Origin of the sequence: Dermacoccus sp. UBA1591, assembly GCF_002322065.1 — a bacterium.
Taxonomy (GTDB): domain Bacteria; phylum Actinomycetota; class Actinomycetes; order Actinomycetales; family Dermatophilaceae; genus Dermacoccus; species Dermacoccus nishinomiyaensis.
Window position 1 is genome coordinate 4,457 of sequence record NZ_DCNR01000077.1, and the last position, 22,629, is coordinate 27,085.

The 22,629-nt window shown below is 67.4% G+C and carries 23 protein-coding genes; 16 read left to right on the top strand and 7 right to left on the bottom strand.

The window, feature by feature from the left end:
• The first annotated feature begins 402 nt into the window (after window positions 1-402).
• The gene (locus tag B2284_RS07865; protein WP_062257925.1) at window positions 403-1,479 is read left to right on the top strand and encodes a cell division protein PerM; all 1,077 of its coding nucleotides are present in this window, start codon (window positions 403-405) and stop codon (window positions 1,477-1,479) included.
• Window positions 1,480-1,539: 60 nt separating this feature from the next.
• On the top strand, window positions 1,540-1,926 hold the full coding sequence (locus B2284_RS07870; RefSeq protein WP_156444967.1) for a hypothetical protein: 387 nt from the start codon (window positions 1,540-1,542) through the stop codon (window positions 1,924-1,926).
• A gap of 33 nt (window positions 1,927-1,959) precedes the next feature.
• Here the strand turns inward: B2284_RS07870 and B2284_RS07875 are convergent, their stop codons facing one another.
• A complete protein-coding gene (locus B2284_RS07875) occupies window positions 1,960-2,283 on the bottom strand; it encodes a type II toxin-antitoxin system PemK/MazF family toxin (RefSeq protein ID WP_349676090.1) in 324 nt (107 codons plus the stop codon).
• Between the two features lie 276 nt (window positions 2,284-2,559).
• Here B2284_RS07875 and purN point away from each other — a divergent pair, with 276 nt between their 5' ends.
• The 3 genes from purN (at window position 2,560) to B2284_RS07890 (ending at window position 5,919) form a co-directional block, all read left to right on the top strand.
• A complete protein-coding gene (gene purN, locus B2284_RS07880) occupies window positions 2,560-3,240 on the top strand; it encodes a phosphoribosylglycinamide formyltransferase (RefSeq protein WP_062257936.1) in 681 nt (226 codons plus the stop codon).
• Entirely contained in the window at window positions 3,233-4,843 is a 1,611-nt protein-coding gene (gene purH, locus B2284_RS07885; RefSeq protein WP_062257938.1) for a bifunctional phosphoribosylaminoimidazolecarboxamide formyltransferase/IMP cyclohydrolase, read from the top strand. Before purN ends, purH begins: the two co-directional genes overlap by 8 nt.
• A gap of 104 nt (window positions 4,844-4,947) precedes the next feature.
• The gene (locus tag B2284_RS07890; protein ID WP_144708382.1) at window positions 4,948-5,919 is read left to right on the top strand and encodes a DMT family transporter; all 972 of its coding nucleotides are present in this window, start codon (window positions 4,948-4,950) and stop codon (window positions 5,917-5,919) included.
• On the opposite strand, the gene B2284_RS14565 is transcribed toward B2284_RS07890, so the two are convergent.
• Together B2284_RS14565 and B2284_RS07895 are read right to left on the bottom strand one after the other, a co-directional pair.
• The gene (locus B2284_RS14565; protein WP_476728569.1) at window positions 5,897-6,040 is read right to left on the bottom strand and encodes a hypothetical protein; all 144 of its coding nucleotides are present in this window, start codon (window positions 6,038-6,040) and stop codon (window positions 5,897-5,899) included. The genes B2284_RS07890 and B2284_RS14565 overlap by 23 nt on opposite strands.
• Entirely contained in the window at window positions 5,979-6,512 is a 534-nt protein-coding gene (locus B2284_RS07895; RefSeq protein ID WP_286697357.1) for an SGNH/GDSL hydrolase family protein, read from the bottom strand. Before B2284_RS07895 ends, B2284_RS14565 begins: the two co-directional genes overlap by 62 nt.
• Before the next feature lie 174 nt (window positions 6,513-6,686).
• On the opposite strand from B2284_RS07895, the gene B2284_RS07900 reads away from it, so the two are divergent.
• From B2284_RS07900 to B2284_RS07950, 11 genes are all read left to right on the top strand, one after another.
• Window positions 6,687-7,544: a bifunctional methylenetetrahydrofolate dehydrogenase/methenyltetrahydrofolate cyclohydrolase gene (locus tag B2284_RS07900; RefSeq protein ID WP_286697358.1), complete on the top strand. Its 858-nt coding sequence runs from the start codon at window positions 6,687-6,689 to the stop codon at window positions 7,542-7,544.
• Window positions 7,541-7,804 carry a DUF3017 domain-containing protein gene (locus tag B2284_RS07905; protein ID WP_038569071.1) on the top strand — a complete coding sequence of 88 codons (264 nt, stop codon included), beginning with the start codon at window positions 7,541-7,543 and terminating at the stop codon, window positions 7,802-7,804. Before B2284_RS07900 ends, B2284_RS07905 begins: the two co-directional genes overlap by 4 nt.
• 793 nt (window positions 7,805-8,597) lie before the next feature.
• Window positions 8,598-9,941: a UDP-glucose dehydrogenase family protein gene (locus B2284_RS07910; RefSeq protein ID WP_136788758.1), complete on the top strand. Its 1,344-nt coding sequence runs from the start codon at window positions 8,598-8,600 to the stop codon at window positions 9,939-9,941.
• A 113-nt stretch (window positions 9,942-10,054) separates the two neighbouring features.
• Window positions 10,055-10,864, top strand: a complete 810-nt coding sequence (locus B2284_RS07915; protein WP_136788757.1) for an exodeoxyribonuclease III — start codon at window positions 10,055-10,057, stop codon at window positions 10,862-10,864.
• A gap of 1 nt (window position 10,865) precedes the next feature.
• Entirely contained in the window at window positions 10,866-11,690 is an 825-nt protein-coding gene (locus tag B2284_RS07920) for an arsenate reductase/protein-tyrosine-phosphatase family protein (RefSeq protein WP_136788756.1), read from the top strand.
• 30 nt (window positions 11,691-11,720) lie between these two features.
• A complete protein-coding gene (locus B2284_RS07925; protein ID WP_136788755.1) occupies window positions 11,721-12,569 on the top strand; it encodes an HAD-IIA family hydrolase in 849 nt (282 codons plus the stop codon).
• A complete protein-coding gene (locus B2284_RS07930) occupies window positions 12,566-13,408 on the top strand; it encodes an arsenate reductase/protein-tyrosine-phosphatase family protein (RefSeq protein ID WP_136788754.1) in 843 nt (280 codons plus the stop codon). The genes B2284_RS07925 and B2284_RS07930 overlap by 4 nt, the downstream gene beginning before the upstream one ends.
• Window positions 13,405-14,040, top strand: coding sequence for a NeuD/PglB/VioB family sugar acetyltransferase (locus tag B2284_RS07935; RefSeq protein ID WP_136788753.1), 636 nt, complete (start codon window positions 13,405-13,407; stop codon window positions 14,038-14,040). Before B2284_RS07930 ends, B2284_RS07935 begins: the two co-directional genes overlap by 4 nt.
• A gap of 156 nt (window positions 14,041-14,196) precedes the next feature.
• Entirely contained in the window at window positions 14,197-15,387 is a 1,191-nt protein-coding gene (locus tag B2284_RS07940; RefSeq protein WP_286697359.1) for a glycosyltransferase family 4 protein, read from the top strand.
• 53 nt (window positions 15,388-15,440) lie between these two features.
• Complete coding sequence (locus B2284_RS07945; protein ID WP_136788751.1) at window positions 15,441-16,427, top strand: glycosyltransferase; 987 nt, start codon at window positions 15,441-15,443, stop codon at window positions 16,425-16,427.
• Between the two features lie 31 nt (window positions 16,428-16,458).
• On the top strand, window positions 16,459-17,649 hold the full coding sequence (locus tag B2284_RS07950; protein WP_170957266.1) for a lipopolysaccharide biosynthesis protein: 1,191 nt from the start codon (window positions 16,459-16,461) through the stop codon (window positions 17,647-17,649).
• Window positions 17,650-17,949: 300 nt separating this feature from the next.
• On the opposite strand, the gene B2284_RS07955 is transcribed toward B2284_RS07950, so the two are convergent.
• The 4 genes from B2284_RS07955 to B2284_RS07970 all read right to left on the bottom strand — a co-directional run.
• Entirely contained in the window at window positions 17,950-19,416 is a 1,467-nt protein-coding gene (locus B2284_RS07955; protein WP_136788749.1) for an O-antigen polymerase, read from the bottom strand.
• Entirely contained in the window at window positions 19,410-20,033 is a 624-nt protein-coding gene (locus tag B2284_RS07960; protein ID WP_136788748.1) for a sugar transferase, read from the bottom strand. Before B2284_RS07960 ends, B2284_RS07955 begins: the two co-directional genes overlap by 7 nt.
• Window positions 20,033-21,166 (bottom strand): DegT/DnrJ/EryC1/StrS family aminotransferase, encoded by a 1,134-nt coding sequence (locus B2284_RS07965; RefSeq protein ID WP_136788747.1) that lies wholly within the window; start codon window positions 21,164-21,166, stop codon window positions 20,033-20,035. The genes B2284_RS07960 and B2284_RS07965 overlap by 1 nt, the downstream gene beginning before the upstream one ends.
• Window positions 21,166-22,629 (bottom strand): polysaccharide biosynthesis protein (locus tag B2284_RS07970; protein WP_286697360.1); only part of this gene is annotated, 1,464 nt, incomplete at its 5' end. The genes B2284_RS07970 and B2284_RS07965, both read right to left, overlap by 1 nt.

Below are 22,629 nucleotides of genomic sequence, written 5' to 3' on the forward strand. Positions count from 1 at the left end.
GTGGCGGGATCAGTCGTTCCTGCGGCGAGCCTCGAGCATCGGCCCAGCGCGGCCTGAGAGGATGGCCGGGCCATGAGTGATCGTCGCCCCCGCAGTTCTTCGTCCGCCTCGTCTCCGGCGAACAAACGCCCTCGACCGCAGCGCCCGCAGCGTGCGGGCGGCAGTTCACCCGCGCGCGCGGGTGCCCGTGACGGCGTGGGTGGCGGCTCCCGCCCGCCGCGACAGAGCGCAGCGTCTCGTGACTCGGCGTCACGAGGTTCGACAGGACCGTCTCAACGAGATGCGGCGCGCACCGGGGCGAATGGTCGCTCGACGAACGAATCGCGACCGGCCGGGCGCCCGCACGTCCCGCTCGCCTTCGGGTACGGCATCGTCGCGGCGCTCGCGTCACTCATCGTCCTCATGGTCCCGGTCTTCGCCGCATGGACGCTCGATGCACAGTCGACGTCGTCGTGGAACGACACACTCGGCGTCGCCATCGACCTGTGGGCGCTCGCACATCGCGGGCACGTCGTCGTCGACGGCATCACGGTCGTCTTCAGCCCGCTGCTGCTGACGCTCGGTTGCGTGCTCGCCGCTTGCTTCGGCGCGCGCGCTGCGTTCCCCGACGAACGGCTGCGCGCCGCGGACCTGCGCGCCATCATGCTCGCGTACGTCGGGGGATACGTGGTCGCGGCACAGGTGCTCGGCATCGTCGCGGGGCTCGGCCACAGCCACATCCACTGGTGGTCGCTCATCGTGGGCCCGGCGCTCGTGGCCGCGCTCGGCGTGGCGTGGACGGCCTGGCACGAACGCAAGCACTCGCCCGAACTCGCGGCGTTCGACGAGGTCGTCGTCGAGGCCACCCCGCTGCTGTTGCGCCGTTCGCTGTCTGCGGGCCTGCGCGGCGCCGGCCTGTTCGCCGCGCTGTCGCTGCTGCTGCTCGTCGTGCTCATCGCCTGGCATGCGCCGCGTGTGTGGGCGGTTCACCAAGCGCTCGCGCCCGGCGTCGTTGGCGGCTGCCTGCTCGTGCTGGGGCAGGTGATGGCCCTGCCCAACCTTCTCGCCCACATGGCGGGGTGGACGACGGGCGCGCCGTTCGAGGCGGGTGCCGTCAGCATCGGCCACTCCGGGATGACGCCCGGCACCCTGCCGATGGTCCCCGTCCTCGGGGCGCTGCCCGACCACGTCGGGCCGTGGGCCTGGGCGGCGCTCGCCGTGCCCATCGGCGTCGGCGTCTTCATCGGCTGGGCCTCGGGCCGGGCACTCACCCGGTTCGCGAGTCTACGTGCGAAGCTGACGGTCGCGGCGAGCGCCGCCGCCGTCACGACGGTGACGATGTGGCTGCTGTGGTGGTTCTCGACGGCTTCGGTGTCGCGGGGGCTGCTCGAGTACGCCGGCCCGTCGTGGCAGGCGTGGCTCGTCGCGCCGCTACTGCTCGTGCTGCCCGCGCTCGCGACGGCGGCGGCGCGTCATTGGCGTTCGAGCCACCAGAAGTGACGCGATGCACGTGGCCCGCGCGGCGGGATCAAATCGTCGTTCTCGATCGTTGGGAGTGCTGTGAGTGAGATGCCCCAGCTGCCGCCCGGTCTGCGCAACAACGTCCTGTCGCTGCGGTATCTGCTGCTCGGGTTCCTGCTGTCGTGGCTGCCGCTGCCCGCGTCGGGCCTGGCCGCCATCCCGTTGGCGTTGTCGCTCTTCTACGGCATCCGCTACCTGCGCGACGTGCGCCGCGCCGGCGTCGCGGGTGCGTTCGGGCCGAACCTCGTCGGCCTCGTGCTCACGGCTCTCCTGCTCGCCATGACGGCCGCGCCGCTCGTGCACTACGAACGCACGAAGAGCTATCAAGAGTGCCTGTGGGGCGCCAACACCAACCAGGCGCGCGAATCCTGCGAGAGCTCCTACAGCCAGAACCCCAACGAGGTCGAGAGGTTCTTCTTCAACTGAGCCCCGCGTGGCGTCCTCGGCATCATCGCCTGGTCACGTGAGGGCCAGAGCCACCGTGGGGGCAGCATCGACGCGCTGCATGATGTGCGGTGGTAACCCGCTCCCGGGGCGCACGTGGTGGTCGTCGTCGAGCACCTCGATGTCGTCGCAGAGGACGCTGCCGAGGAGTTCTTGGCCCGCGCGACTCGCGCCGCTGAGCTCGATCGGGACGATGCTCGGCAGCGGCGGCTTCGTCGAGGTCGTGACGCGCACGACGAGAGCACTGCGCAGATGGGTGTCACGGGCGTTGTTCGAGGCGACGGGCCAGGGTTTCTCCCCGTGGCCGAGGTCGCACCTGTAGATCGGGCCCCGGTGCATCGTCACCGCTGTGAGCCTGCCGCGTGTTCGTCGTTCGAGCGACGCCGTTCGCGCTGATCGCGGCGCGCCCGATTGCTCCGAACATGCTCGAGGTCGTCTCCTGTCTCGTGCGATGCGTACTCGGCATAGGCCGAGTCGAGCCGATATGAAGCATGAAATGCTGCGCCCATCACAGCAGGTCGCAGCCGTGCCTCACGAGCGGGCGCGTGCAGCTTTCCACCCCTCAGGATTACCGGGTTCGCAGTCGCTGCTTCGTCAAGCACGGTCGGTAGGGTTATGCACGTGAGTGCCACGCCGCAGCTGCGCCCCGACACCCGACCGCTCGAGGTCGTCGTCCTCGTCTCCGGCAGCGGTTCGCTGCTGCAGGCGCTCATCGACGCAGAGGCCGACGCGGCCGCTCGCGGTCAGCGCTCGCCGTTCACGATCGTCGCCGTCGGTGCCGACCGCGAGTGCGCCGGTCTCGAGCGCGCGATGCTCGCAGGCATCCCGACGTTCGTCGTCGACACCGCCCATTTCGCCGACCGCGACGCCTGGGACGAGGCGCTCGCCGACGCCATCGAGCGCAGCTTCGACGACGACTCGGACGACCCCGATGCGCCGCCGCACCTCGTCGTCTCGGCCGGCTTCATGAAGATCTTGGGTGCGACGACGCTCGCGCGCCACACCGTCATCAACACGCATCCGGCGCTGCTGCCGAGCTTCCCCGGCGCGCACGGTGTGCGGGATGCCCTTGCCCACGGCGTCAAGATCACGGGTACGACGTGTCACGTCGTCGACGCCGGCGTCGACACGGGCCCGATCATCGCGCAGCGCGCCGTCGAGGTGCGCGCCGATGACGACGAAGACTCGCTCCACGAACGCATCAAGGTCGAGGAGCGCGACATGCTTGTGGACGTCGTCCGCAGGTTCGCACGTGGTTGGTCCATCAACGGCAGGACGGTTTTGATCAATGAGTGACGGTTTGCGCCCCATCAAGCGGGCCCTCGTCTCGGTGTACGACAAGACGGGTCTGGAGGAGTTGGCACGCGCCCTGGCCGACGCCGGCGTCGAGATCGTCTCGACCGGTGGTTCGAGCAAGCTCATCGCCGGTCTCGGCATCCCGGTGACGCCCGTCGAGGAGCTGACCGGTTTTCCCGAGTGCCTCGAGGGTCGCGTCAAGACGCTGCACCCCAAGGTGCACGCGGGCATCCTCGCCGACTCGCGCAAGGACGACCACCTGGCGCAGCTGCGTGAGCTCGGCGTCGCACCGTTCGACCTCGTCGTCGTCAACCTGTACCCGTTCGCCGAGACCGTCGCGTCCGGCGCGAGCATCGACGAGTGCGTCGAACAGATCGACATCGGCGGCCCGACGATGGTGCGCGCGGCCGCGAAGAACCACCCCACCGTCGCGATCGTCACCGACCCGTCGCGCTATGACGACGTCATCACCGCCGTCAACGGTGGCGGCTTCACGCTGCAGCAGCGCACCGAGCTCGCACGTGAGGCGTTCGTCCACACCGCGTCGTACGACGTCGCCGTCGCGACGTGGATGGGGGAGAACCTCGCAGGTTCGGACGACGAGGCGACGGGCGATCAGTTCCCCGAATGGATGGGCGCGACGTTCACGAAGGCCGCGAGCCTGCGCTACGGCGAGAACCCGCACCAGGGCGCGGCGTTGTACACCGCTGAAGGTCAGGCCGGCATCGCCCAGGGGGAGCAGCTGCACGGCAAGGCGATGTCGTACAACAACTACGTCGACGCCGACGCCGCCTACCGTGCGGCGTACGACCACGGCGACGCGCCGACCGTCGCCATCATCAAGCACGCCAACCCGTGCGGCATCGCCGTCGGGGCTGACGGCGACGACATCGCACGCGTGCACCGCAAGGCGCACGAGTGCGATTCGACGAGCGCGTTCGGCGGCATCATCGCGACGAACCGCCCGGTGACGAAGGCGATGGCCGAGACGGTGAAGGACATCTTCACCGAGGTCGTCGTCGCGCCGGCGTTCGACGACGACGCCCTGGAGGTACTCACCGCGAAGAAGAACCTGCGCCTCGTCACCGTGCCCGCGCCCACTGCGGGTGGTTTCGACATGCGTCCGATCAGCGGCGGTCTGCTCGTGCAGGAGCGCGACATGATCGACGCAGAGGGCGAGGACAAGGACGGTCGCACCACGGGTGACGACCCCGAGCGCTGGCAGCTCGTCGCCGGCGAGGCCGCGGACGAGGCCACGATGCGTGACCTCGAGTTCGCGTGGCGTGCGGTGCGCGCCGTGAAGTCGAACGCGATTCTGCTCGCCAAGGACGGTGCGTCGGTCGGTATCGGCATGGGCCAGGTCAACCGCGTCGACTCGTGCAACCTCGCCGTGACGCGTGCGGGCGCCGAGCGGGCCCGTGGTTCGGTGGCGTCGTCGGACGCGTTCTTCCCGTTCGCCGACGGCCTGCAGATCCTGCTCGACGCGGGCGTCCAGGCCGTTGTCGCGCCGGGTGGGTCCATTCGTGACGCCGAGGTCATCGACGCCGCGAACAAGGCCGGCGTCACCCTGTACTTCACCGGTACGCGTCACTTCGCGCACTGAGTGACACCTATGATCGACAACCCCCAGGTGGCGGGTTTGGCTCAAGATGGCCTGAACGTCGGCCCCATCTTCGGCCAAACCTGCCATCGTCGCGGTGCCCTGCGATGAAGCGTGACGCCAGAGCCTCCTCCGAGGCGCTTGCCCTCACTGCCGCGTTCTTCGGTGGGGCGTGCCTGTCGTTGCAGGCGCGCTTCAACGGGACGCTCGGTGAGCCGTTGTCCGAGCCGCTCGTCGCGGCGGTGTGGAGCTTCGGTTCGGGGCTCGCGCTGCTCGTGCTGACGCTCGTCGTGCCGAGCCTGCGCCGCGGCGCCGGTCGGCTCGTCGACGCGATTCGGGCGGGGCGTCTGCGCTGGTGGGAGTGCCTCGGCGGCGTTCTCGGCGGTGCGTTCGTGGCGGTGCAGACGAGCACGGTCGCCATCCTCGGGGTAGCGGTCTTCATCGTCGCGAGCGTCGGTGGCCGGGCACTCGGCGGGCTGCTCGCCGATCACGTCGGTGCCGGCCCCAAGGGGCGCACGCCGATCACCCCCGCTCGCGCGCTCGCCGGAGCGTTCGCCGTCGTCGGGGTCGGCATCACGGTGAGCGGCCAGCACGTCCCGGGTGGCATCGCGATCCTGCCGGCCCTCGCCGTCATCATCGCGGGCGTCATGACGCAGTTCCAGCAGGGTCTCAACGGGCGCGTCAGTGCGCGGGCAGGTAGTTCGTACGCGACGACGCTGCAGAACTTCCTCGTCGGCGTGATCGCTCTCGTGGTGTTCGCCGGTGCGCGCGTGCTCCTCGGCTTCACGCAGTGGCAGTGGCCGCACGACGCTCCCTGGTGGGCGTGGCTCGGTGCGCCGCTGGGCATCGCGTTCATCGGGTTGTCGGCGTGGGCGACGGAGCACATCAGCGTGCTCGTGCTCGGGCTCATGGGCATCATGGGGCAGCTCGTCGCGGCGCTCGTCATCGACCTGCTCGACCCGGTGGCGCGCGAAGGTGTCGGTGTGCGCACCGTCGTCGGCATGGTCGTCACCGCTGCGGCGGCAGCCATGGCGGCACGCTCCGGTGGCCGACGGGCTACTTCAGACGCGCGTTCGTGAGCTCGGCGAGGCGCTTGTAGCCCGCGTCGTTGGGGTGCAGGCCGTCAGGGCTGATCCACTCAGGGTGACCGGTGAGCGGGAAGTCGAGATCCAGCCACGTCGCACCTGAGCTGCGCACCACGGGTGCGGCGGCATCGCGCAGCCGTACGAGGTCGGGTGGGGGAGAACTCGCCGGTCCGATCAGTGCGATGACGACGACGCGCGCCTCGGGGACGCTTCTTCACCGCCGCGAGCGTCTCGCGCAGGCCCTCGACGATGGTCGCCGTCGGCACGCCGCGGGCGACGTCGTTCCATCGGCCGGAGATGATGACCGTGCCCGGCTTCGACGCTGCGGCTCGTGCGACCTGGGAAGCGTAGTGCTGCGTCGGACGCCCCACGTCGTAGCCCATGCCAGGCACGGCGACGTTGATCTCGTTCCACCCGCGCTCAGCGCTCAGGACGGTGGTCCATCGCTTGTCCGGTGAGCTCGCCTCCGAGCCGGCGGAGTAGCTGTCGCCGACGAAGGCCACCACGGGGCGTCCGCTCAGGCTGGGTGAGGGCGCGTCGGCGACCGGGGCTGACGAACGGCGGTCGACGACGAGGAACAACGCCACGACGACACCCCGACGACGAGTGCCACGAGCGCGGGAACGCGCCACGCCACTTTCCGCTCGGCACGCTCGTGTCATACGACGACCGTACGCGTGAGCCCAGGTCGATCACGAGCGTCCCGTCACACCCCGGTGTGAGCGCCGACCGCGCCCGGGGCGTCTGGCAGGATTGGGGCCATGACTGCGACGACGCTCGACGGCAAGGCCACCCTCGCGACGATCAAGGGCGAACTGCGTGAGCGCATCGCTGCGTTGAACGCGCGCGGCATCACGCCGGGCCTCGGCACGGTGCTCGTCGGCGATGACCCAGGCTCGCAGTGGTACGTCAACGCCAAGCACAAGGACTGCGCGGAGGTCGGCATCACCTCGATCCGCAAGGATCTGCCGGCCACCGCGACACAGGCCGAGGTCGAGGCCGTCATCGACGAGCTCAACGACGACGAGAACTGCACGGGCTTCCTCATCCAGCAGCCGACGGGTCTCGACGAGGTCGCGCTGCTCTCACGCGTCAAGCCGGAGAAGGACGTCGACGGTCTGCACCCGGTCAACCTCGGCAAGCTCGTGCTCGGCGAGGAGGCGCCGCTGCCGTGCACGCCGATGGGCGTCATCGAACTGCTGCGCCGTTACGACGTGTCGCTGAACGGTGCGGAGGTCGTCGTCGTCGGGCGTGGGCTGACGGTGGGGCGCCCGCTCGGTCTCATCCTCACACGTCGCAGCGAGAACGCGACGGCCATCCTGTGCCACACCGGCACGAAGGATCTCGCGGCTCACACGAAGAACGCGGACGTCATCGTCGCCGCCGCCGGTGTGCCGGGGCTCATCACGAAGGACATGGTCAAGCAGGGTGCCGCAGTGCTCGACGTCGGAGTCAGCCGCGTCGACGGCAAGGTGGCCGGTGACATCGCACCGGACGTCGCGGAGGTCGCCGGATTCATGTCGCCGAACCCCGGCGGCGTCGGCCCGATGACGCGTGCGCTGCTGCTGACGAACGTCGTGGAGGCCGCCGAGCGTGAGGCCGAGGCTCGGGGTCGGTGAGTCACTTCAAGCTCGGCGTCCCGTGGCTCGTCGTCGTGTTGCCGGTCGCGTTGGGCCTCGCCGTCGTCTTCGGCGGGCATGTGCGCGTCGGAGGCATCCTCATGGCCGTGGGTCCGCTGCTGGGGGCGATCATGCGCGCCGTCTTCCCCGAGCGTGTCGTGCCCGATCTCAAGGTGCGTTCGAGGGGCACGGACGTCGCGTTGTACGCGCTCGGTGCGATCGTCACCTTCGTCGCCTTCACGGGCGTCAAGCTCGGTTAGGTCGCAGCCGATGACACGTCCCTCGGAGGTCGAGGTGAGCGTCATCATCCCCGTCCGTGGGGCGAGCGCGAGCCTGGCCGTGCAGCTGAGCGTGCTCGGCGCGCCGCCGTTCACGTAGGACGAGCTGGATCGTGCACTCCGCGATGTGTGGGCGACGCTCGCAGGGTGACTGCCGCGAGATCTCGCGCAACCCGATCAGGTGACGCCGATGCCGCAGGGGACGTACCCGGTGTTGCTCGGGTGCTCGTTCGGTGTGCGGCGCAGTTTCGCACTCGAATTGGGTGGTTTCGACGAGACGTTCGGCAGCCAGGCCGAGGACAACGACCTCGCCCTGCGTGCCCAACGGCGGCTCGGGCACTGCCGCGGACGGGGCACGTCGCCGTCGCGTATCGGGTGCGCCAGCCCCCTGAGGCGTCGCTGCGACGCGCCGTCGGGGCGGGGTCCAATCACGCTCGCCTGTGTGCGGTGCACGACGTGTGGGGCCTGTCTCCGTCGTATCGGGGACGGTGGGTGCTGCGGCCCCTCAGGGGAGCGGCGCGTGGTCACGGCATCCTCGGCCCGCGTGCGGACGCGGTGGGGCGCCTGGCCGGACTCGTCGTCGGGCGCGTGTGGTTCAGGTCGCATCGTCGACGGCGGCCGGTGCCGTCAGCCGTCGTACCCGAGATGCCGAAGCGCACCGACGAGTGCGTGAGCGCGCCGTCTGGTGAACGCGCGACGAACAACGACGCAGTGACGGGGGCCGCGCGCGGCAAATGAGCGTCGCAGCAGGGGGCGGCACCCTAGAATCTGCGGCATGGGTTTGAAGATCTCGGTGATCGGCACGGGCTATCTGGGTGCGGTGCATGCGGCGTGCATGGCTGAGTTGGGTCATGACGTGGTGGGTGTCGACACGGATGTGTTGAAGATCGAGGCGTTGGCGGCGGGGCGTAGTCCGATCTTCGAGCCGGGGTTGCCGGAGTTGTTGGCGAGTGCGCAGGCGTCGGGTCGGTTGCGGTGGTCGACGGCCATCGCTGATGTGGCGGATGCTGATGTGCATTTCGTGTGTGTGGGGACGCCGCAGAAGCCGGGGGAGTATGCGGCGAACACGGATTATGTGTTCGGTGCGTTCGCGTCGTTGGCGCCGCACATGAAGGCGGGGTCGGTGGCGGTGGGCAAGTCGACGGTGCCGGTGGGGACGGTGCCGCGCGTGCTGGAGGTGCTGCAGGCCGGCGTGTGTGACGGGGTGGATGCGCGTCTGATCTGGAATCCGGAGTTCTTGCGTGAGGGATTCGCGGTGAAGGACACGTTGACGCCGGATCGGTTCGTGTACGGCGTGGAGGGGGAGTTCGCGGATGCGAATGTCGCGCGTCTGGATGAGGTGTATGCGCGGGCATTGGCGGCGGGTACGCCGCGGTTGGTGACGAATTTCGCGACGGCTGAGTTGGTCAAGGTGAGCGCGAATGCGTTCCTCGCGACGAAGATCTCGTTCATCAATGCGATGGCTGAGGTGTGTGAGGCGAGCGGCGGTGATGTCGTCGCGCTCGCGGATGCGATCGGGCATGACGAGCGCATCGGGCGCAAGTTCTTGGGTGCGGGTGTCGGGTTCGGTGGGGGGTGCTTGCCGAAGGACATTCGTGCGTTCATGGCGCGTGGTGAGGAGCTCGGCCTGGCGGAGTCGGTGGAGTTCTTGCGGACGGTGGATGCGACGAACGTGCGTCGTCGTTCGCGGGTGGTGGAGCTCGTGCGTGACGTATTGGGTGAGGACGTCGTGGGGGCGCCGGTGGCGGTGTTGGGGGCGGCGTTCAAGCCGAATTCGGATGATATTCGGGATAGTCCGGCGTTGGACGTGGCTGAGCGTTTGGTGGCGTTGGGTGTGGATGTGCGGGTGCATGATCCGGAGGCACTGGCTGTGGCGCGGGCGCAGCGTCCGGGGCCGGGTTATGTCGACACGGTGGATGAGGCGTTGGTGGGGGCGCGGGTGGTCGTGTTGTTGACGGAGTGGCAGGTGTATCGCGATCTCGACCCGGCCGATGTTGCTGAGCAGGTCGCGGGTCGTGTGCTCATCGATGGGCGGAATGCGTTGGATCGGCAGCGGTGGGCTGAGGCGGGTTTCACCGTCCACGCCCTCGGCCGCCCGACGATCACCCCCGCGAGCTGACATCTTCCCTGCGTCCAGATGCACCGGGGTGCACTTGGACGCAGGGTTTCGGGCTGGGCGCGGTTGCGGTCGGTGGGTTCGACACGATCATCCGGCCTTGAAACGATGAGCCCATGCGAGTGATCACGGCGAACGTCAACGGCATCAGGGCAGCGCGGCGTCGCGGGGGTCTAGAGTGGTTGGCGCAGCAGGAGCCGGACGTCGTCGCGATGCAGGAGGTGCGCGCGTCGGCGAAGCAGTTCGCGACCGCACTCGACGGTTCGGCCCTCGCCGAGTACGAACTCGCGCACGCCGAGTCGGCCGCTGCGGGCCGTGAGGGCGTCGCCATCCTGACGAAGCATGCGCTCGCGTCGTCGAGCAGCGTCATCGACGGCTTCGACGAGATCGGCCGCTGGGTGGAGGCTGACGTCGTCGTCGGCGGTCGCGCCGTCACGATCGCGAGCGTCTACGTGCATACCGGCGAGGCGGGCACCGACAAGCAGACTGCGAAGTACGCCTTCCTCGACGCGCTCGAGGCGCGGATGGCGCAGCTCGTCGATCGTCCGGCGCTCGTCATGGGCGATTTCAACGTCGCGCACACGGCGAACGACCTCAAGAACTGGAAGGGAAACCGTGGCAAGGCCGGGTTTCTCGAGGACGAGCAGGCGTACCTGACGCGGCTCACCCAGAACGGCTGGGTCGACGTCGTGCGCGCCAGTCACGGCGACGTGCCGGGCCCGTACTCGTGGTGGTCGTGGCGGGGAAAGGCGTTCGACAACGACTCCGGATGGCGCATCGACTACCAGTTCGCGAGCCCGGCGCTCGCCGCTGTCGCCCGCGAACCGTGGATCGGGCGCGCCGCAGCCTACGATCAGCGGTGGAGCGACCACGCGGCGGTCGTCGTCGACTACGACCTCGCCGCGCTCGAGACGACGGGGGAGTGACGTGAGCGAACCGCGCGACGCCGCGTCGTCGGGCGAACCGGCACAGGCTGACGAGGCCGTCGAGCCCGTCACGCCCGGGCAGTGGGGCATGTTCCGCACGCGCTCCGATCAGCGACGGCTCGCGCAGGTGCAGGCCGCGAAGCGCGAGCGTGAGGCAGCGCGAGCCCGCCCGGACGTTTCGCTCAGCCTCGATGCTGGGCCGGCGCCGGTTCGCCCTCAGCAGGCGGGCCATGAGGTCGACAGCCTGGCCACCGGGGATGATCGCGAGACCTTCACCATCCTCGGCGTGTGCACGGGAAACGTCTGTCGCTCACCGTATTTCGAGCGTGTGCTGGCTGCCGACCTGGCGGGCCTGCCGGCACGCGTCGAGGGCGCCGGGACGGGCGCGTTGCTCATCGAGAGGATGTCATCGGGGACGCAGGTTCTCCTGCGTGAGCGCGGCCTCGACGGCGCGCGCTACCGTCCGCGTCAGGTGACGCCCGCGCTCGTGCGCGAGGCGGACCTCGTGCTGGCAGCGTCGCGCGAGCATCGGCGCGTCCTCGTCGAAGAGGCGCCGACGGCGGCGTCGCGCATCTTCGCGTTGCTCGACTTCGCCGACGTCTGCGCCGAGGCGCCCCTACCCCGAGCCAAGGGCGTCGACGGGCTGCGCGAGTTCGTCGCCAATTCGACGGCGGGCAGCGTCGAGCGTCACAGCACTCGATCGGACGTCGAGGCGGAGATTCTCGACCCGTTCCGCCAGGGCCCCGAGGTCTTTGCGAGGATGGCGGCGCAGGCCGATCCGGCGCTTGCGACGGTGGCGGCGGCCGTTCGTCGCATCATGGGTTGAACGATTCGGCACGACAGTGAGGATGAGCGGATGAGCAACCACCACGCAGTGGAGTGCTGGCTGACGGACATGGATGGCGTTCTCGTGCATGAGGAGCGCGCCATTCCGGGGGCTGCGGAGTTCTTGCAAGCGTTGCAGGAGACGGGGCGTCGCTTCCTCGTGCTCACGAACAACTCGATCTACACGCCGCGCGATCTACGGGCGCGGTTGCTCGCGTCGGGCATCGACGTGCCGGAGGAGGCGATCTGGACGTCGGCGCTCGCGACGGCGCAGTTCCTCGCCGATCAGCGCGCTGGCGGCAGCGCGTACGTCGTCGGTGAGGCGGGGCTGACGACGGCGCTCCACAACGTCGGCTACACGATGACGGAGCGCGAACCCGACTACGTCGTGCTGGGGGAGACGCGCACGTATTCGTTCACGGCGATCACGCGCGCGATCCGTCTCATCGAGGGTGGGGCGCGGTTCATCGCGACGAACCCGGACGTCACGGGCCCGAGCACGGAGGGGCCGTTGCCGGCGACGGGGTCGATCGCGGCGCTCATCACGGCGGCGACGGGCGTCAAGCCGTACTACGTCGGCAAGCCGAATCCGCTCATGATGCGCAGCGCGCTCAACCGCATCGACGCGCACTCGGAGTCGACGGTGATGATCGGTGATCGTCTCGACACGGACGTGCGCAGCGGCCTCGAGGCGGGGTTGCGCAGCATCCTCGTGCTGACCGGGTCGACGAAGCCCGACCAGGTCGACCGCTACCCATTCGTACCGACGCGCATCTGCGACTCGATCGCCGACGTCGTGCCGCTTGTCCACGAGCTCTGCCCGGAGCGCATGGCGGCGGCTCTGAGCGAGGGCGGCGAGCATCGAGAGGCAGACGCGTGAGCGACGACTTCGACCCGTTCGCCGACGCGCCGCGTTCGCGCCCATCCAGGTGGGAGGACGAGCAGGAGCCGTCACAGCAGTCGTTCGACCCGTGGGCCGACCTGCCGACTCGGGCTTCGCGGCCGCGTCACGGTCTGGAGCTCCCGACCGACGCACCCGGTCTCGGCGGGATGTGGCGTGACGAGGAGGGGGCGTCGGCCGTGGGTCGCGGTGCGCAGCCGGCGGACAGGAACGGGTCCGCGTCGGCGCCGGGTGGTCGGATACTCGTCGTCTGCACCGGCAACGTGTGTCGTTCGCCGTACATTCACCTGCGCCTCGCTGCCGAGCTCGGTGAGGTGGGCGTCGAGGTGGCGAGTGCCGGTACCGGAGCGCTGGTGGGACGTCCTGTCGACCCGGGCTCGGTGGCGTTGCTCGATGCCGTGGGCGTCGACTCCAGTGCGTTCAGGGCGCGTCAGCTCACGGTGGACATGATCGAGGATGCCGATCTCGTGCTCACCGCGACGCGCGCGCACCGTCGCGCCGTGGTGCAGGAGGCGCCCCTGGGTTTGCGCAAGACGTTCGCGCTCGTGGACTTCGCCGACCTCGTCGCCGACGTGCAGCCGCAGGAGGTGGACGCTGCCCGCGGACGCACGGTGGTGAGCAAGCTCGTCGCCGCCGCCGGTGCGCGCCGTCACCTCGTGCACGCACGACCCGAGGACGACGAAGCGGACATCGTGGACCCGTTCAGGACGGGCCCCGAGGTGTTCGCTCAGATGGAGCGGCAGACCGTGCACGCTCTCGGGTTGGTCGCGGACCGCCTAGCAACTGTCGCAAAATCCTGGAGGAAAGAAGAGTCATGAAGGACCTAGTGATCGTTGGTTGCGGAGGGTTCGGTCGTGAGGTTCACGATGTGGTGGGCGCCATCAATGCCGTGGAGCCGACGTGGAACCTTGTGGGCTACGTCGATGACGCGCCCTCTGCGGCCAACGCTGCGCTCGTATCGCGGCGCGAATCGAGCGTCATCGGGACCGTAGACCGTGTGCTGGAGGACTTGCCGCCAGCTCACTTTGTCGTCGCCGTAGGACGCTCAGACGTCCGGAGGGCAATCGACAAACGGTTCATGGACGCTGGGTGGGCCCCGGCCTCCCTCATCCACCCGGCTTCGTCTATCGGGGCTGACGTGGTGGTAGGTGAGGCGGCGGTGATTTGCGCTGGAGTGCGGATCACGACCAACGTCCGAATCGGCTACTCGAACCATGTCAACCTGAACTCGACGATCGGCCACGATGTTGTGACCGGCGACTTCGTCTCGATAAATCCCCTCGTGGCCGTCTCAGGCGATGTGGCGATTGGAGATGATGTGCTCTTGGGTACGCACTGCGCGCTCCTGCAGGGGCTCGACGTCGGTAGGGGGGCGACAGTTGGCGCCGGGTCGTGCGTGGTCAAGCACGTTCCCGAGGGTGCGGTGGTCAAGGGAGTGCCCGCGCGGTAGGCGTGGTGGCTCTCGAGTTCGCTTCGTGTGCACTGCACGGCCTTCAGGGCGGTCGTCCTCTGCCGCTAGTCTCGTGTCGGGACGCGGGAGACGAACCCACGGTGTTGCTCGACCCGCATTGCGCTCCGCTGTCGTGTGAGGAATCAAGGAGTATGAGTGAGGCTTTCTGACCGCCGGGCAAGGCGGGTCGATCGGCGTGACCGCCGCCTTGTGTACGGAACCACGTCTGGACTCAGTCTGTGGGCCTTCTACCCAGGGCAACTGAACGGAATGCGCGAGCGCGGCTGGAACGTCATGGCCGTGGCAGACGACGACGACTACCTCGAAGCGGTGGCTGCGCGCGAGTGCGTCGACCGCGGGGCGATTGGTATGTCTCGGGAGATCTCGCCCCTGCGAGATCTGACGGCGCTGGCCCAATGGGTGGTTCGGCTTGGTCGATGGCGTCCGGCGGTCATCAACCTCGGTACGCCAAAAGCGGGCCTGCTGGGAGGCCTGGCGGCCACGGTCATGCGTGTACCGCGCCGGGTATATGTCGTTCACGGGCTTCGGTTCGAGGGGGCAGAAGGGCGGCAGCGTCGCCTACTCCTGGCGATGGAGAAGCTCGCTATCGCGTGTGCGACGCACGTCGTCGTGGTGAGTCCTTCGGTGGGGCGAGGCCTGCGCGACGCGGGCGTCGAGCGGCCGCTGTACCTCATCGGCGACGGGTCCTGCAATGGACTGGACAGTGAGTCGGCTCGTGCTGTCTGCGACGCTGTCGATGTGGTTGCGCGACGAGCCGCGCTTGGCATCGAACGTGACGCTTTCGTCGTCGGTTTCGTGGGGCGACTCACGCACGACAAGGGTCTCGCCCAACTGGCCGCAGCGCTCAAGACCCTGGGGGGCAAGGGGGTCCACGTGGCGTTGCTGGCCATCGGTGACGCCGAGGCCGAGGGTGCTGAAGAGATCCTGCGCGCCTCTGGCGTGTCAGCCACTCTCACTGGGTGGGTGGACGAGCCCATGACGTACATGCCCCTGATGGACGTCCTCGTCCTTCCGACGAAACGGGAAGGGTACCCGCTGGTGGTGCTCGAAGCGAATGCGGCAGGTGTGCCAGTGATCACCACCCGTGCGACCGGCGCCGTCGATGCGGTGGAGGACACCGTCGACGGTCTCTTGGTGGACTACGGCGACGCCGATGCGCTGGCGGACAGAATCGAGCAACTTGTGAACAGCCACGCTCTCCGGCAGCGCCTTGCCACCGCTGGTATGCATCGCGTCTGTACCCGCTTTCGATCTGACCGGATCTGGGACGGTCTGGACAGCATCTATCGAGGCCGACCGAACAGTGACGTGAGGCGTCTGCCGTGAAACCAAGACTGAGCGTCTACTCCACGTATGCGCCCCAGGCCGGCAGTACGCGCGTGCGAATCTACGACTGGCTGAAACATCTGGGCCTGGATGCCGACGCACATCAATATCTGAGCTTGCCGACGGCCGGCGTCAAGGACGTGGCCTCCAGGCCCATCGCCGTGGCCCGGGCCGAACGGTCCCTGCGCGAGCGCGCTTCCAGCCGCGACAACGTACTCATCTCCAGGGAGGCCTCACCGCTGAGCCGGGGGCAGGTCGAAGAGCGACTCCTTCGTGAGGCCAGGCACGGCGTGCTCGACATGGATGACGCCCTGTTTCATGACTCATCGCCACACCGGAGACTCTTCGGGGGCGCCGCCAAGTTCGAGCGAGCCGCTGCGGCCTCGGACGTCTTCGTGGCAGGTAGCCAGTACATCGCGGAGTGGGCGGCGACTCACGCGCGGAGGGTGGAGCTCATCCCGTCATGCGTGGAGCCCCGTGACTATCGGGTTTCCACGGGTACCGCAGGTGAGGAACCGGAACGAATGATCTGGGTGGGATCGGCTTCTACGGAGGCGTATCTCGTGCCGCTCATCGACGATCTGCTGCGACTCCATGAACGACGAGGTGCCCGGCTGCGCCTCGTCAGCTCGGCTCAGCACAATCCTGCCCTCGAACCGCTGCAGAACATGATGGACCGCGTTCCATGGCAGTTCTCGACGGCCGTTGGTGAGTTGGCGCAGGCAGATGTGGCTCTCGCCCCGTTGCAAGACACGCTCTTCGCCCGGGGCAAGTGTGCGTACAAGCTTCTGCAGTATGGTGCCGCAGGCGTCCCTGCTGTCGGCTCCCCGGTGGGCGCTAACGAACTTGCGCTGCAGCGTCTCGACGGGATCGCCGTGGGGCGCGAAGACAGCTGGTATGAGGCCGTGACTGAGGTGCTCGATGGGTCCGACACCCGTCGCGCTGCCCGCAGTGCTAGGGCGCGAGATGCAGTTGAGGAGCACTACAGTTTCCGCGCCTGGGCGGAGACGTGGAAGGCCTGCGTGATGCCTGATGCTTAGGGGTCTCGCTGCGCGGCCCGAAACGCGTGTCGTGGGCACCATGATCCTCCAGTCGGGAACAGCGATGCTTCTCGCTCTCCTCAGCGCCAGGTGGTTGGGGCCGGCTGACCGGGGCATCGTCGTCATCGTCACCTTCCTGGGCAGCATCCTGATGCTGGTAGGAAGTCTGGGCACCGCTACGGGCGCGCGTGTTCTCGTCGGGCACGAGGACGGAACGCGTCTGACCCCCCGAGGTGTTCTGCGTACCACCAGGCCATTGCTACTTGCTCAGGCTGGAACCGCCACCCTCGCAGGCAGCTTGACACTGTGGTTGGTGGACGGTCACGTGGACTGGGGCGTCTGTGTCCTGTTCGTGGCCTACGCCTGTTCGATGCTGTGGGCCTATCTCCGCAGGGAATTGCTGCACGGGCTGGGCCGTCACCAGGAAGCCGTACGCGGCGAGGTCTGCTCCGTCGTCGTCCAGCTCGGCCTAATTGCAGCCGCTCACCTGGCAGGGCATCTGAACGTGTACGTCGCTGTCGCGGCGATGGCAGTAGGCATTCTGGCTCAGGTGGCGTACCAGACCCCGTACCTCTTCCCCGGTGACTTGGACGCCGCAGAACACGAACGCGGTGACCTCAGGAGCCTGGTGGGTTTCAGCGTTCCTGCACTGGCCACGACCGTCGGCCAGGAATACACCTTGCGCGCTGACCGGCTGTTTCTGGGAGTGTCGATCGGTAGCGCCAGCGCGGGTGTCTACGGCTCGGCCGCGTCCCTGGCGGAGGCGCCGACGCTCCTTGGGGCCGGCGCGTCCCAGATCTTGTTCCGGCAGGCCGCACGAGGCCTCACACTGGTCCATCTCCTCAAGTGCCATGCGGTAGTGGGGTGCGCGACGGCCGTAGGTGCGGCCGCACTGTGGATCACCGGGCCGGCCTTGATCGACATCACTCTCGGCGCGGAGTACCACAGTGCAGTGGGTTCCTTGCGGATTCTTGGCATCGGCGCGATTCCGTTTGCCCTGTATCAGTTGAACGTGGCGGTGATCAACGGGACGGGCAATCTAGGGGGCGCGGCTCGCCTGGCTGGCGCAGGCGCCTTGACGCTCACTGTCGCGTGCTTCGCACTGATCCCTTGGGTGGGGGCGAATGGAGCCGCTTGGGCGAGCGTGATGAGCTATTCGGTGCTGGCGGTGGGGAGCTTCGCTGCCCTACCTTCTCTGCAGCACAAACCGATCCGACCATGAGAGCTACACCCCAGCCGTGCCCGACCGCCTGCAAGTAGGGGTTGGAGGCGTTAGCGATCAGGAGAGCAACCCCGGCCGTGGTCGACGCGAACGAAGGCGCTGAGGAACAGGAGCGCAGCGACGAGGACGGCCACCACACCGAGTAGGCCCAAATTGAACAGCAGAAGACCCAACCGACAAGAATGAGCCATTCCGGGGGCCGAGCTTGTCTGCCCTAAGAGCGCCTCTGACCTGCGCGGTGCGGCCTGGGCGAGTTTGCTCAGTTATTCGACTCTGGCTCTTGTCACCTGGCCCGCTGCGCTACGTGGAGCTCTTGCTGGTCTTGGAAGATGAACGTCCTGAGCGCGCTCTGTTTACTTCTCCGTGGACGAAGCCTTTTGGTGGAACGTCGGACGTTCCTGGTCTTCCAGTGATGAGCGGGCTCGTTTCCGACGACGGTGCTTCTTTGCGAGAGGAAGATACCGCAGCAAGACTTGGAACCACCGCATAGATGACGAGCGACATGACACTCATGTATCGGTTAATAAAGGGCGCGAAGAGGGTTAATCCGATAAGATACGAGGCGATCAAGTAATGACCCCCGCCTCTATTTCGTAGTCGGGTCATTACTGAAATAATAAATCCGGTTATCGATGACCCGAGCAGCACGCCTGGCGCGCGGAAATCTCGGTACCAAGGTTCTAGCCACGTGTACACGTTGGTGGGCTCTGGAATGTTGACGAAGGGGGAAACCTCCTCCCAGGGCTGACTTATTGGTGCAAGCTTGAGCGGCCCGACGAGCGTTGCTTTTCCGAGGAGGAGGGGGTTGTAGTCTCCGTAGATGGATCTCCCCATGGAGGGAGGAGGTGGAAACCTGTCATCTTTCGATGACGTCAGTGCGTTAAAGGCTGGCGTCCCGCTCGAGAGGTAATGAAAAGATGTTAAGTATGGACTGTCGCGCCACTCCCGATCTACGTGGGAACTGACGGCGTAGTTCGCGCTGGCATTCTTGCCCAGCGCGGACGACAGCCCTTGGAAGATGGCGAGTGCTACAAGTCCAAGCGTCGCAAAGGCTATTATCCGCCCCTTCGGGCGCGGTCCTCTCGCGGGCTTGGTATCGAGTCGCTGAAGTATTAGAACGCCTGCTGCCCAGGCTAAACACACGAAGAGGTTGGTGCGTTGGAGGGCGGCAGCTTGAGCAATTACGAGGTAGGACAGGACCGTAACGCGCGTGGGCCAGCGTAGGCGGAAGGAAAGGAATTTGGTGAAGGAGGTGAGTATGAAGCAGATTGGTCCGAGGTAGAAGAGTATTTTTCCGTAGAGCGGAAAAGCCGAGAGGTAGGCAGCCGACTCTCCGGCGCGGATTGATTCTGGATTTGATATGAGAGATGACAGGCCGAAGAGTGATGAAATTGTCTTCAGGTAGACGGCGAATCCGACTGTAAAGCCCAGGAGAAGTGCGACATAGAGGGCCTTGGATACTCCGAAGGTTCCCGGTTTTCGATCTTTTTCTGTTGTGGAGATTGCTTTGGCGGCTGGCAGCGACCCGGCCCAAGCTCCGATGTTGAATAGCACTATTCCGAGGACGATTAGTAACCAAGTCTTCGCTGAGAGGGGGTTGTAATTCATGATACCCGTCGCGATGACGGCAAAGGAAAGTGCCCAGACAGTGTTGTGGAGAATCGTCGTTGCGGCAAATGTGGAAGGGCGCCTCAGCGCGGAACCTGCGACGAAGGTGAGGATTGCGCAAGCGGAAAGCGACAGGGATTCGATAGGAAGCGTCAACATGACCGCCTGCGTGGGGGGGTGCCCATGAACTCGTGCATCGTCACGACGCCATCGGCCGAAATGCCCTCACGGCGAACGACACCGAGAACCGTCTTGAGCAGGATGTCTAGGTCCATGCGCCAGTTGTGCTCGTCGACGTAGCGCACGTCGTAGGCGAACTTCTCCTCCCACGAGATGGCATTACGACCGTTCACCTGCGCGAGGCCCGTCAGGCCCGGGCGCACCTCGTGGCGGCGCGCCTGTTCGGGGGAGTATCGCTCGAGGTACGCCATGAGCAGCGGGCGTGGGCCGACGAGCGACATGTCTCCCTTGACGATGTTCCACAACGTCGGGAGTTCGTCGAGGCTGGTCGAACGGAGGAAGGCGCCGAACGATGTCATTCGGTCGTCGTCCGTGACCCACCCGCGCGACTCGTCGACCGGCAGCATCGTGCGGAACTTGATCATCGTAAAGGGCTTGCCGTCACGCCCCGGGCGCTCCTGGCGAAACAGCACCGGTGGGCCGAGCTTCGCCCGCACCGCGACGGCGATGCCCGCCTGCAGCGGCAACGACACGACGAACGCCGGAGCCGTCAGCATCAGATCCATCGCCCGCTTGAGAACGGCCTGACGGCGCATCAGCGCGCCACCAATTCACGGAACGCCGCGATGACACGCGCGACGTCGTCGTCGCTGAGGTCGACACCCGACGGCAGGTTGAGACCCGAGTGGAACAACCCGGCGGCGACGTCGCCGCCGAACGTGCGCGCCGAGGCGTACATCGGCTGCATGTGCATCGGCTTCCACAGGTGACGCGCCTCGATGTCGGCGGCGTTGAAGCCCTCGACGACGTGGTCGATGAAACCGGGCTCGTGACCGTCGACGATGGCACCTGTGAGCCAGCAGTTGTCGTGGCGGTCGTCGTCACCCTCGCTCCGGCCGAGCAGGCGCACGCCGTCTAGATCGGCGAACGCATCGGCGTACAGGTCGCGAATCTCCCGGCGGCGCGCGATCATCGCGTCGAGCCGCTCGAGCTGGCCGATGCCGAGCGCCGCGAGCAGGTTCGACATGCGGTAGTTGTACCCCACCTCGGTGTGCTCGTACCACGGCGCGGGCTGACGAGCCTGCGTCGACAGGTAACGCGCGCGAGCCAACAACTCGGCGTCGTTGCTCAGCAACATTCCGCCACCGGACGTCGTCATGATCTTGTTGCCGTTGAACGAGATCGCCGCACACGACCCGAACGACCCGCACGCCGCGCCGTCGAGACTCGCACCGAGCGCCTCCGCAGCATCCTCGACGAGCGGAATGCCGCGCTCGGCGAGGGCGGGCACGAGCGTCGAGTAGTCGACCGCACGGCCGTACAGATCGACCGTGACGACCGCGGCGACGTTCTCACCCCCCGCGCTCAGCGCGTCGACGGCCTCGATCATGAGCGCGACATCGACGTTCGCGTCACTCGCCTGCGAATCGACGAACACGGGCGTCGCACCCGTGTAGACGATCGCGTTCGTCGTGGCAGCAAACGTCATCGACGGCACGACGACGACGTCACCGGCCCCGACGCCGTGGTGCAGCAGCGCCAGGTGCAACGCAGCCGTGCCCGACGAGAGCGCCAACGCGCCGGCGACCCCGGTGCGCTCGGCGATCTCCGCCTCGAAACGGTCGACCATCGGGCCCAGGGGAGCAACCCACCCCGAGCGCAACGCCTCGACGACGAGCTGCTCCTCGCGCTCGGTGACGGTGGCCTTCGACAGGTGAATGCGTGCCATCAGATGTTCTCCCCACCATGGTGATCGGCGACGGAATCGGGGGAGAGGATCGGCCCCTCCGCGGTGATGTCGATGTCCTTGCTCGGGTCGTGATCGCGATGCCCGCCGGAGTGCTCGACCATCCAGGCGAGCGCGTCGGCGTCCGTGTCGAAGTACTGCGCGCGCACGAGCTGCGGGTCGATCGCCGGCACGTTGACGTGCGAGACGAGCGGGTGCTCGGAGGTCTTGATCTCCTCGCCGGGCGTGAACAACTGCTCCGAGAGCTTCTCGCCCGGGCGCAGCCCCGTGTACTGGATCTCGATGTCGTGCGTGCCCGCCATCTCGATGAGCGTGCGCGCCACGTCGACGATCTTCACAGGCTTGCCCATGGCGAGCACCATGACCTCACCGTCCGTGCCGATCGCCGACGCCTGGAGCACGAGCTGACACGCCTCCGGGATGAGCATGAAGAACCGCTCGACGTCCGGGTGCGTCACCGTCACCGGCCCACCGCGCTCGATCTGCGCCGTGAACGCCGTGATCACCGAGCCGCGCGAACCGAGGACGTTGCCGAATCGCACACTGACATACGTGTCGTCAGCGGCGCTCGCGAACGACGCCGTCAGACGCTCCGCGAGACGCTTCGAATACCCGAGCACCGACGACGGCCACGCCGCCTTGTCGGTCGAGACGTTGACGAACGTCTCGACGCCGACGGCCTGCGCCGCCTCGAGCACGTTGAGCGTGCCGAGCACGTTCGTCTTCCACGCCTCGATCGGAAACTGCTCGAGCAACGTGAGGTGCTTGAGCGCCGCGGCGTGAAACACGACCTGCGGCTGCTCCCGCTCGAACACCGTTGCGAGCGACTGCGGGTCACGGATGTCACACAGCGCGAGCGTGCCGTCGTCGAGCAGCGCCCGACCCGTCATCGACATCTGTGCGGCGTGCATCGCCGATTCGTCGCGATCGAGCAGCACGAGCTTTGCCGGGCCGTATTTGTCGAGCTGACGGCACAGCTCCGAACCGATCGAACCGCCCGCACCCGTGACGAGTACGCGCTTGCCCGCGATCGACTGACGAATCGCCGTCTGGTCCAACTCGATCCGCTGACGCCCGAGCAGATCCTCGAGGTTCAGCTGACGCAGATCCGCGCCGCGTGGCGAGTGGAACATCTCGTTGAGCGGCGGCATGATCAGCACGTCGAGACCGGCCTGACGGGCGCGCTCGGTGACGTCACGCACGTCCTCGCCCTGCATCGTGGACGCCGCGATGATGAGTGCGCTCGCGTTGGTGCGCTCCGCCTCGCGTGCGATGGCCTCACGCGTGCCGGTGACGCGCAGGCCGTCGACGTTCAAGCGGCGCTTGCCCGGGTCGTCGTCGAGCAGCGCGGCGGGCACGTACCGCGTGCCCTCCGAGGTGTCGCGGTGCAAACCGCGCACGAGCTGACGCCCGCTGTGGCCGGCGCCGAAGACGATGGCCTGCAC

What these genes read in the sequence shown, in the direction of transcription:
- B2284_RS07865 (WP_062257925.1), top strand. Translation starts at nt 403, where the DNA reads ATGGTCCCGGTCTTCGCCGCATGGACGCTCGATGCACAGTCGACGTCG.
- B2284_RS07875 (WP_349676090.1), bottom strand. Translation starts at nt 2,283, where the DNA reads ATGCACCGGGGCCCGATCTACAGGTGCGACCTCGGCCACGGGGAGAAA.
- purN (WP_062257936.1), top strand. Translation starts at nt 2,560, where the DNA reads ATGCACGTGAGTGCCACGCCGCAGCTGCGCCCCGACACCCGACCGCTC.
- purH (WP_062257938.1), top strand. Translation starts at nt 3,233, where the DNA reads ATGAGTGACGGTTTGCGCCCCATCAAGCGGGCCCTCGTCTCGGTGTAC.
- B2284_RS07890 (WP_144708382.1), top strand. Translation starts at nt 4,948, where the DNA reads ATGAAGCGTGACGCCAGAGCCTCCTCCGAGGCGCTTGCCCTCACTGCC.
- B2284_RS07900 (WP_286697358.1), top strand. Translation starts at nt 6,687, where the DNA reads ATGACTGCGACGACGCTCGACGGCAAGGCCACCCTCGCGACGATCAAG.
- B2284_RS07910 (WP_136788758.1), top strand. Translation starts at nt 8,598, where the DNA reads ATGGGTTTGAAGATCTCGGTGATCGGCACGGGCTATCTGGGTGCGGTG.
- B2284_RS07915 (WP_136788757.1), top strand. Translation starts at nt 10,055, where the DNA reads ATGCGAGTGATCACGGCGAACGTCAACGGCATCAGGGCAGCGCGGCGT.
- B2284_RS07925 (WP_136788755.1), top strand. Translation starts at nt 11,721, where the DNA reads ATGAGCAACCACCACGCAGTGGAGTGCTGGCTGACGGACATGGATGGC.
- B2284_RS07935 (WP_136788753.1), top strand. Translation starts at nt 13,405, where the DNA reads ATGAAGGACCTAGTGATCGTTGGTTGCGGAGGGTTCGGTCGTGAGGTT.
- B2284_RS07955 (WP_136788749.1), bottom strand. Translation starts at nt 19,416, where the DNA reads ATGTTGACGCTTCCTATCGAATCCCTGTCGCTTTCCGCTTGCGCAATC.
- B2284_RS07960 (WP_136788748.1), bottom strand. Translation starts at nt 20,033, where the DNA reads ATGCGCCGTCAGGCCGTTCTCAAGCGGGCGATGGATCTGATGCTGACG.
- B2284_RS07965 (WP_136788747.1), bottom strand. Translation starts at nt 21,166, where the DNA reads ATGGCACGCATTCACCTGTCGAAGGCCACCGTCACCGAGCGCGAGGAG.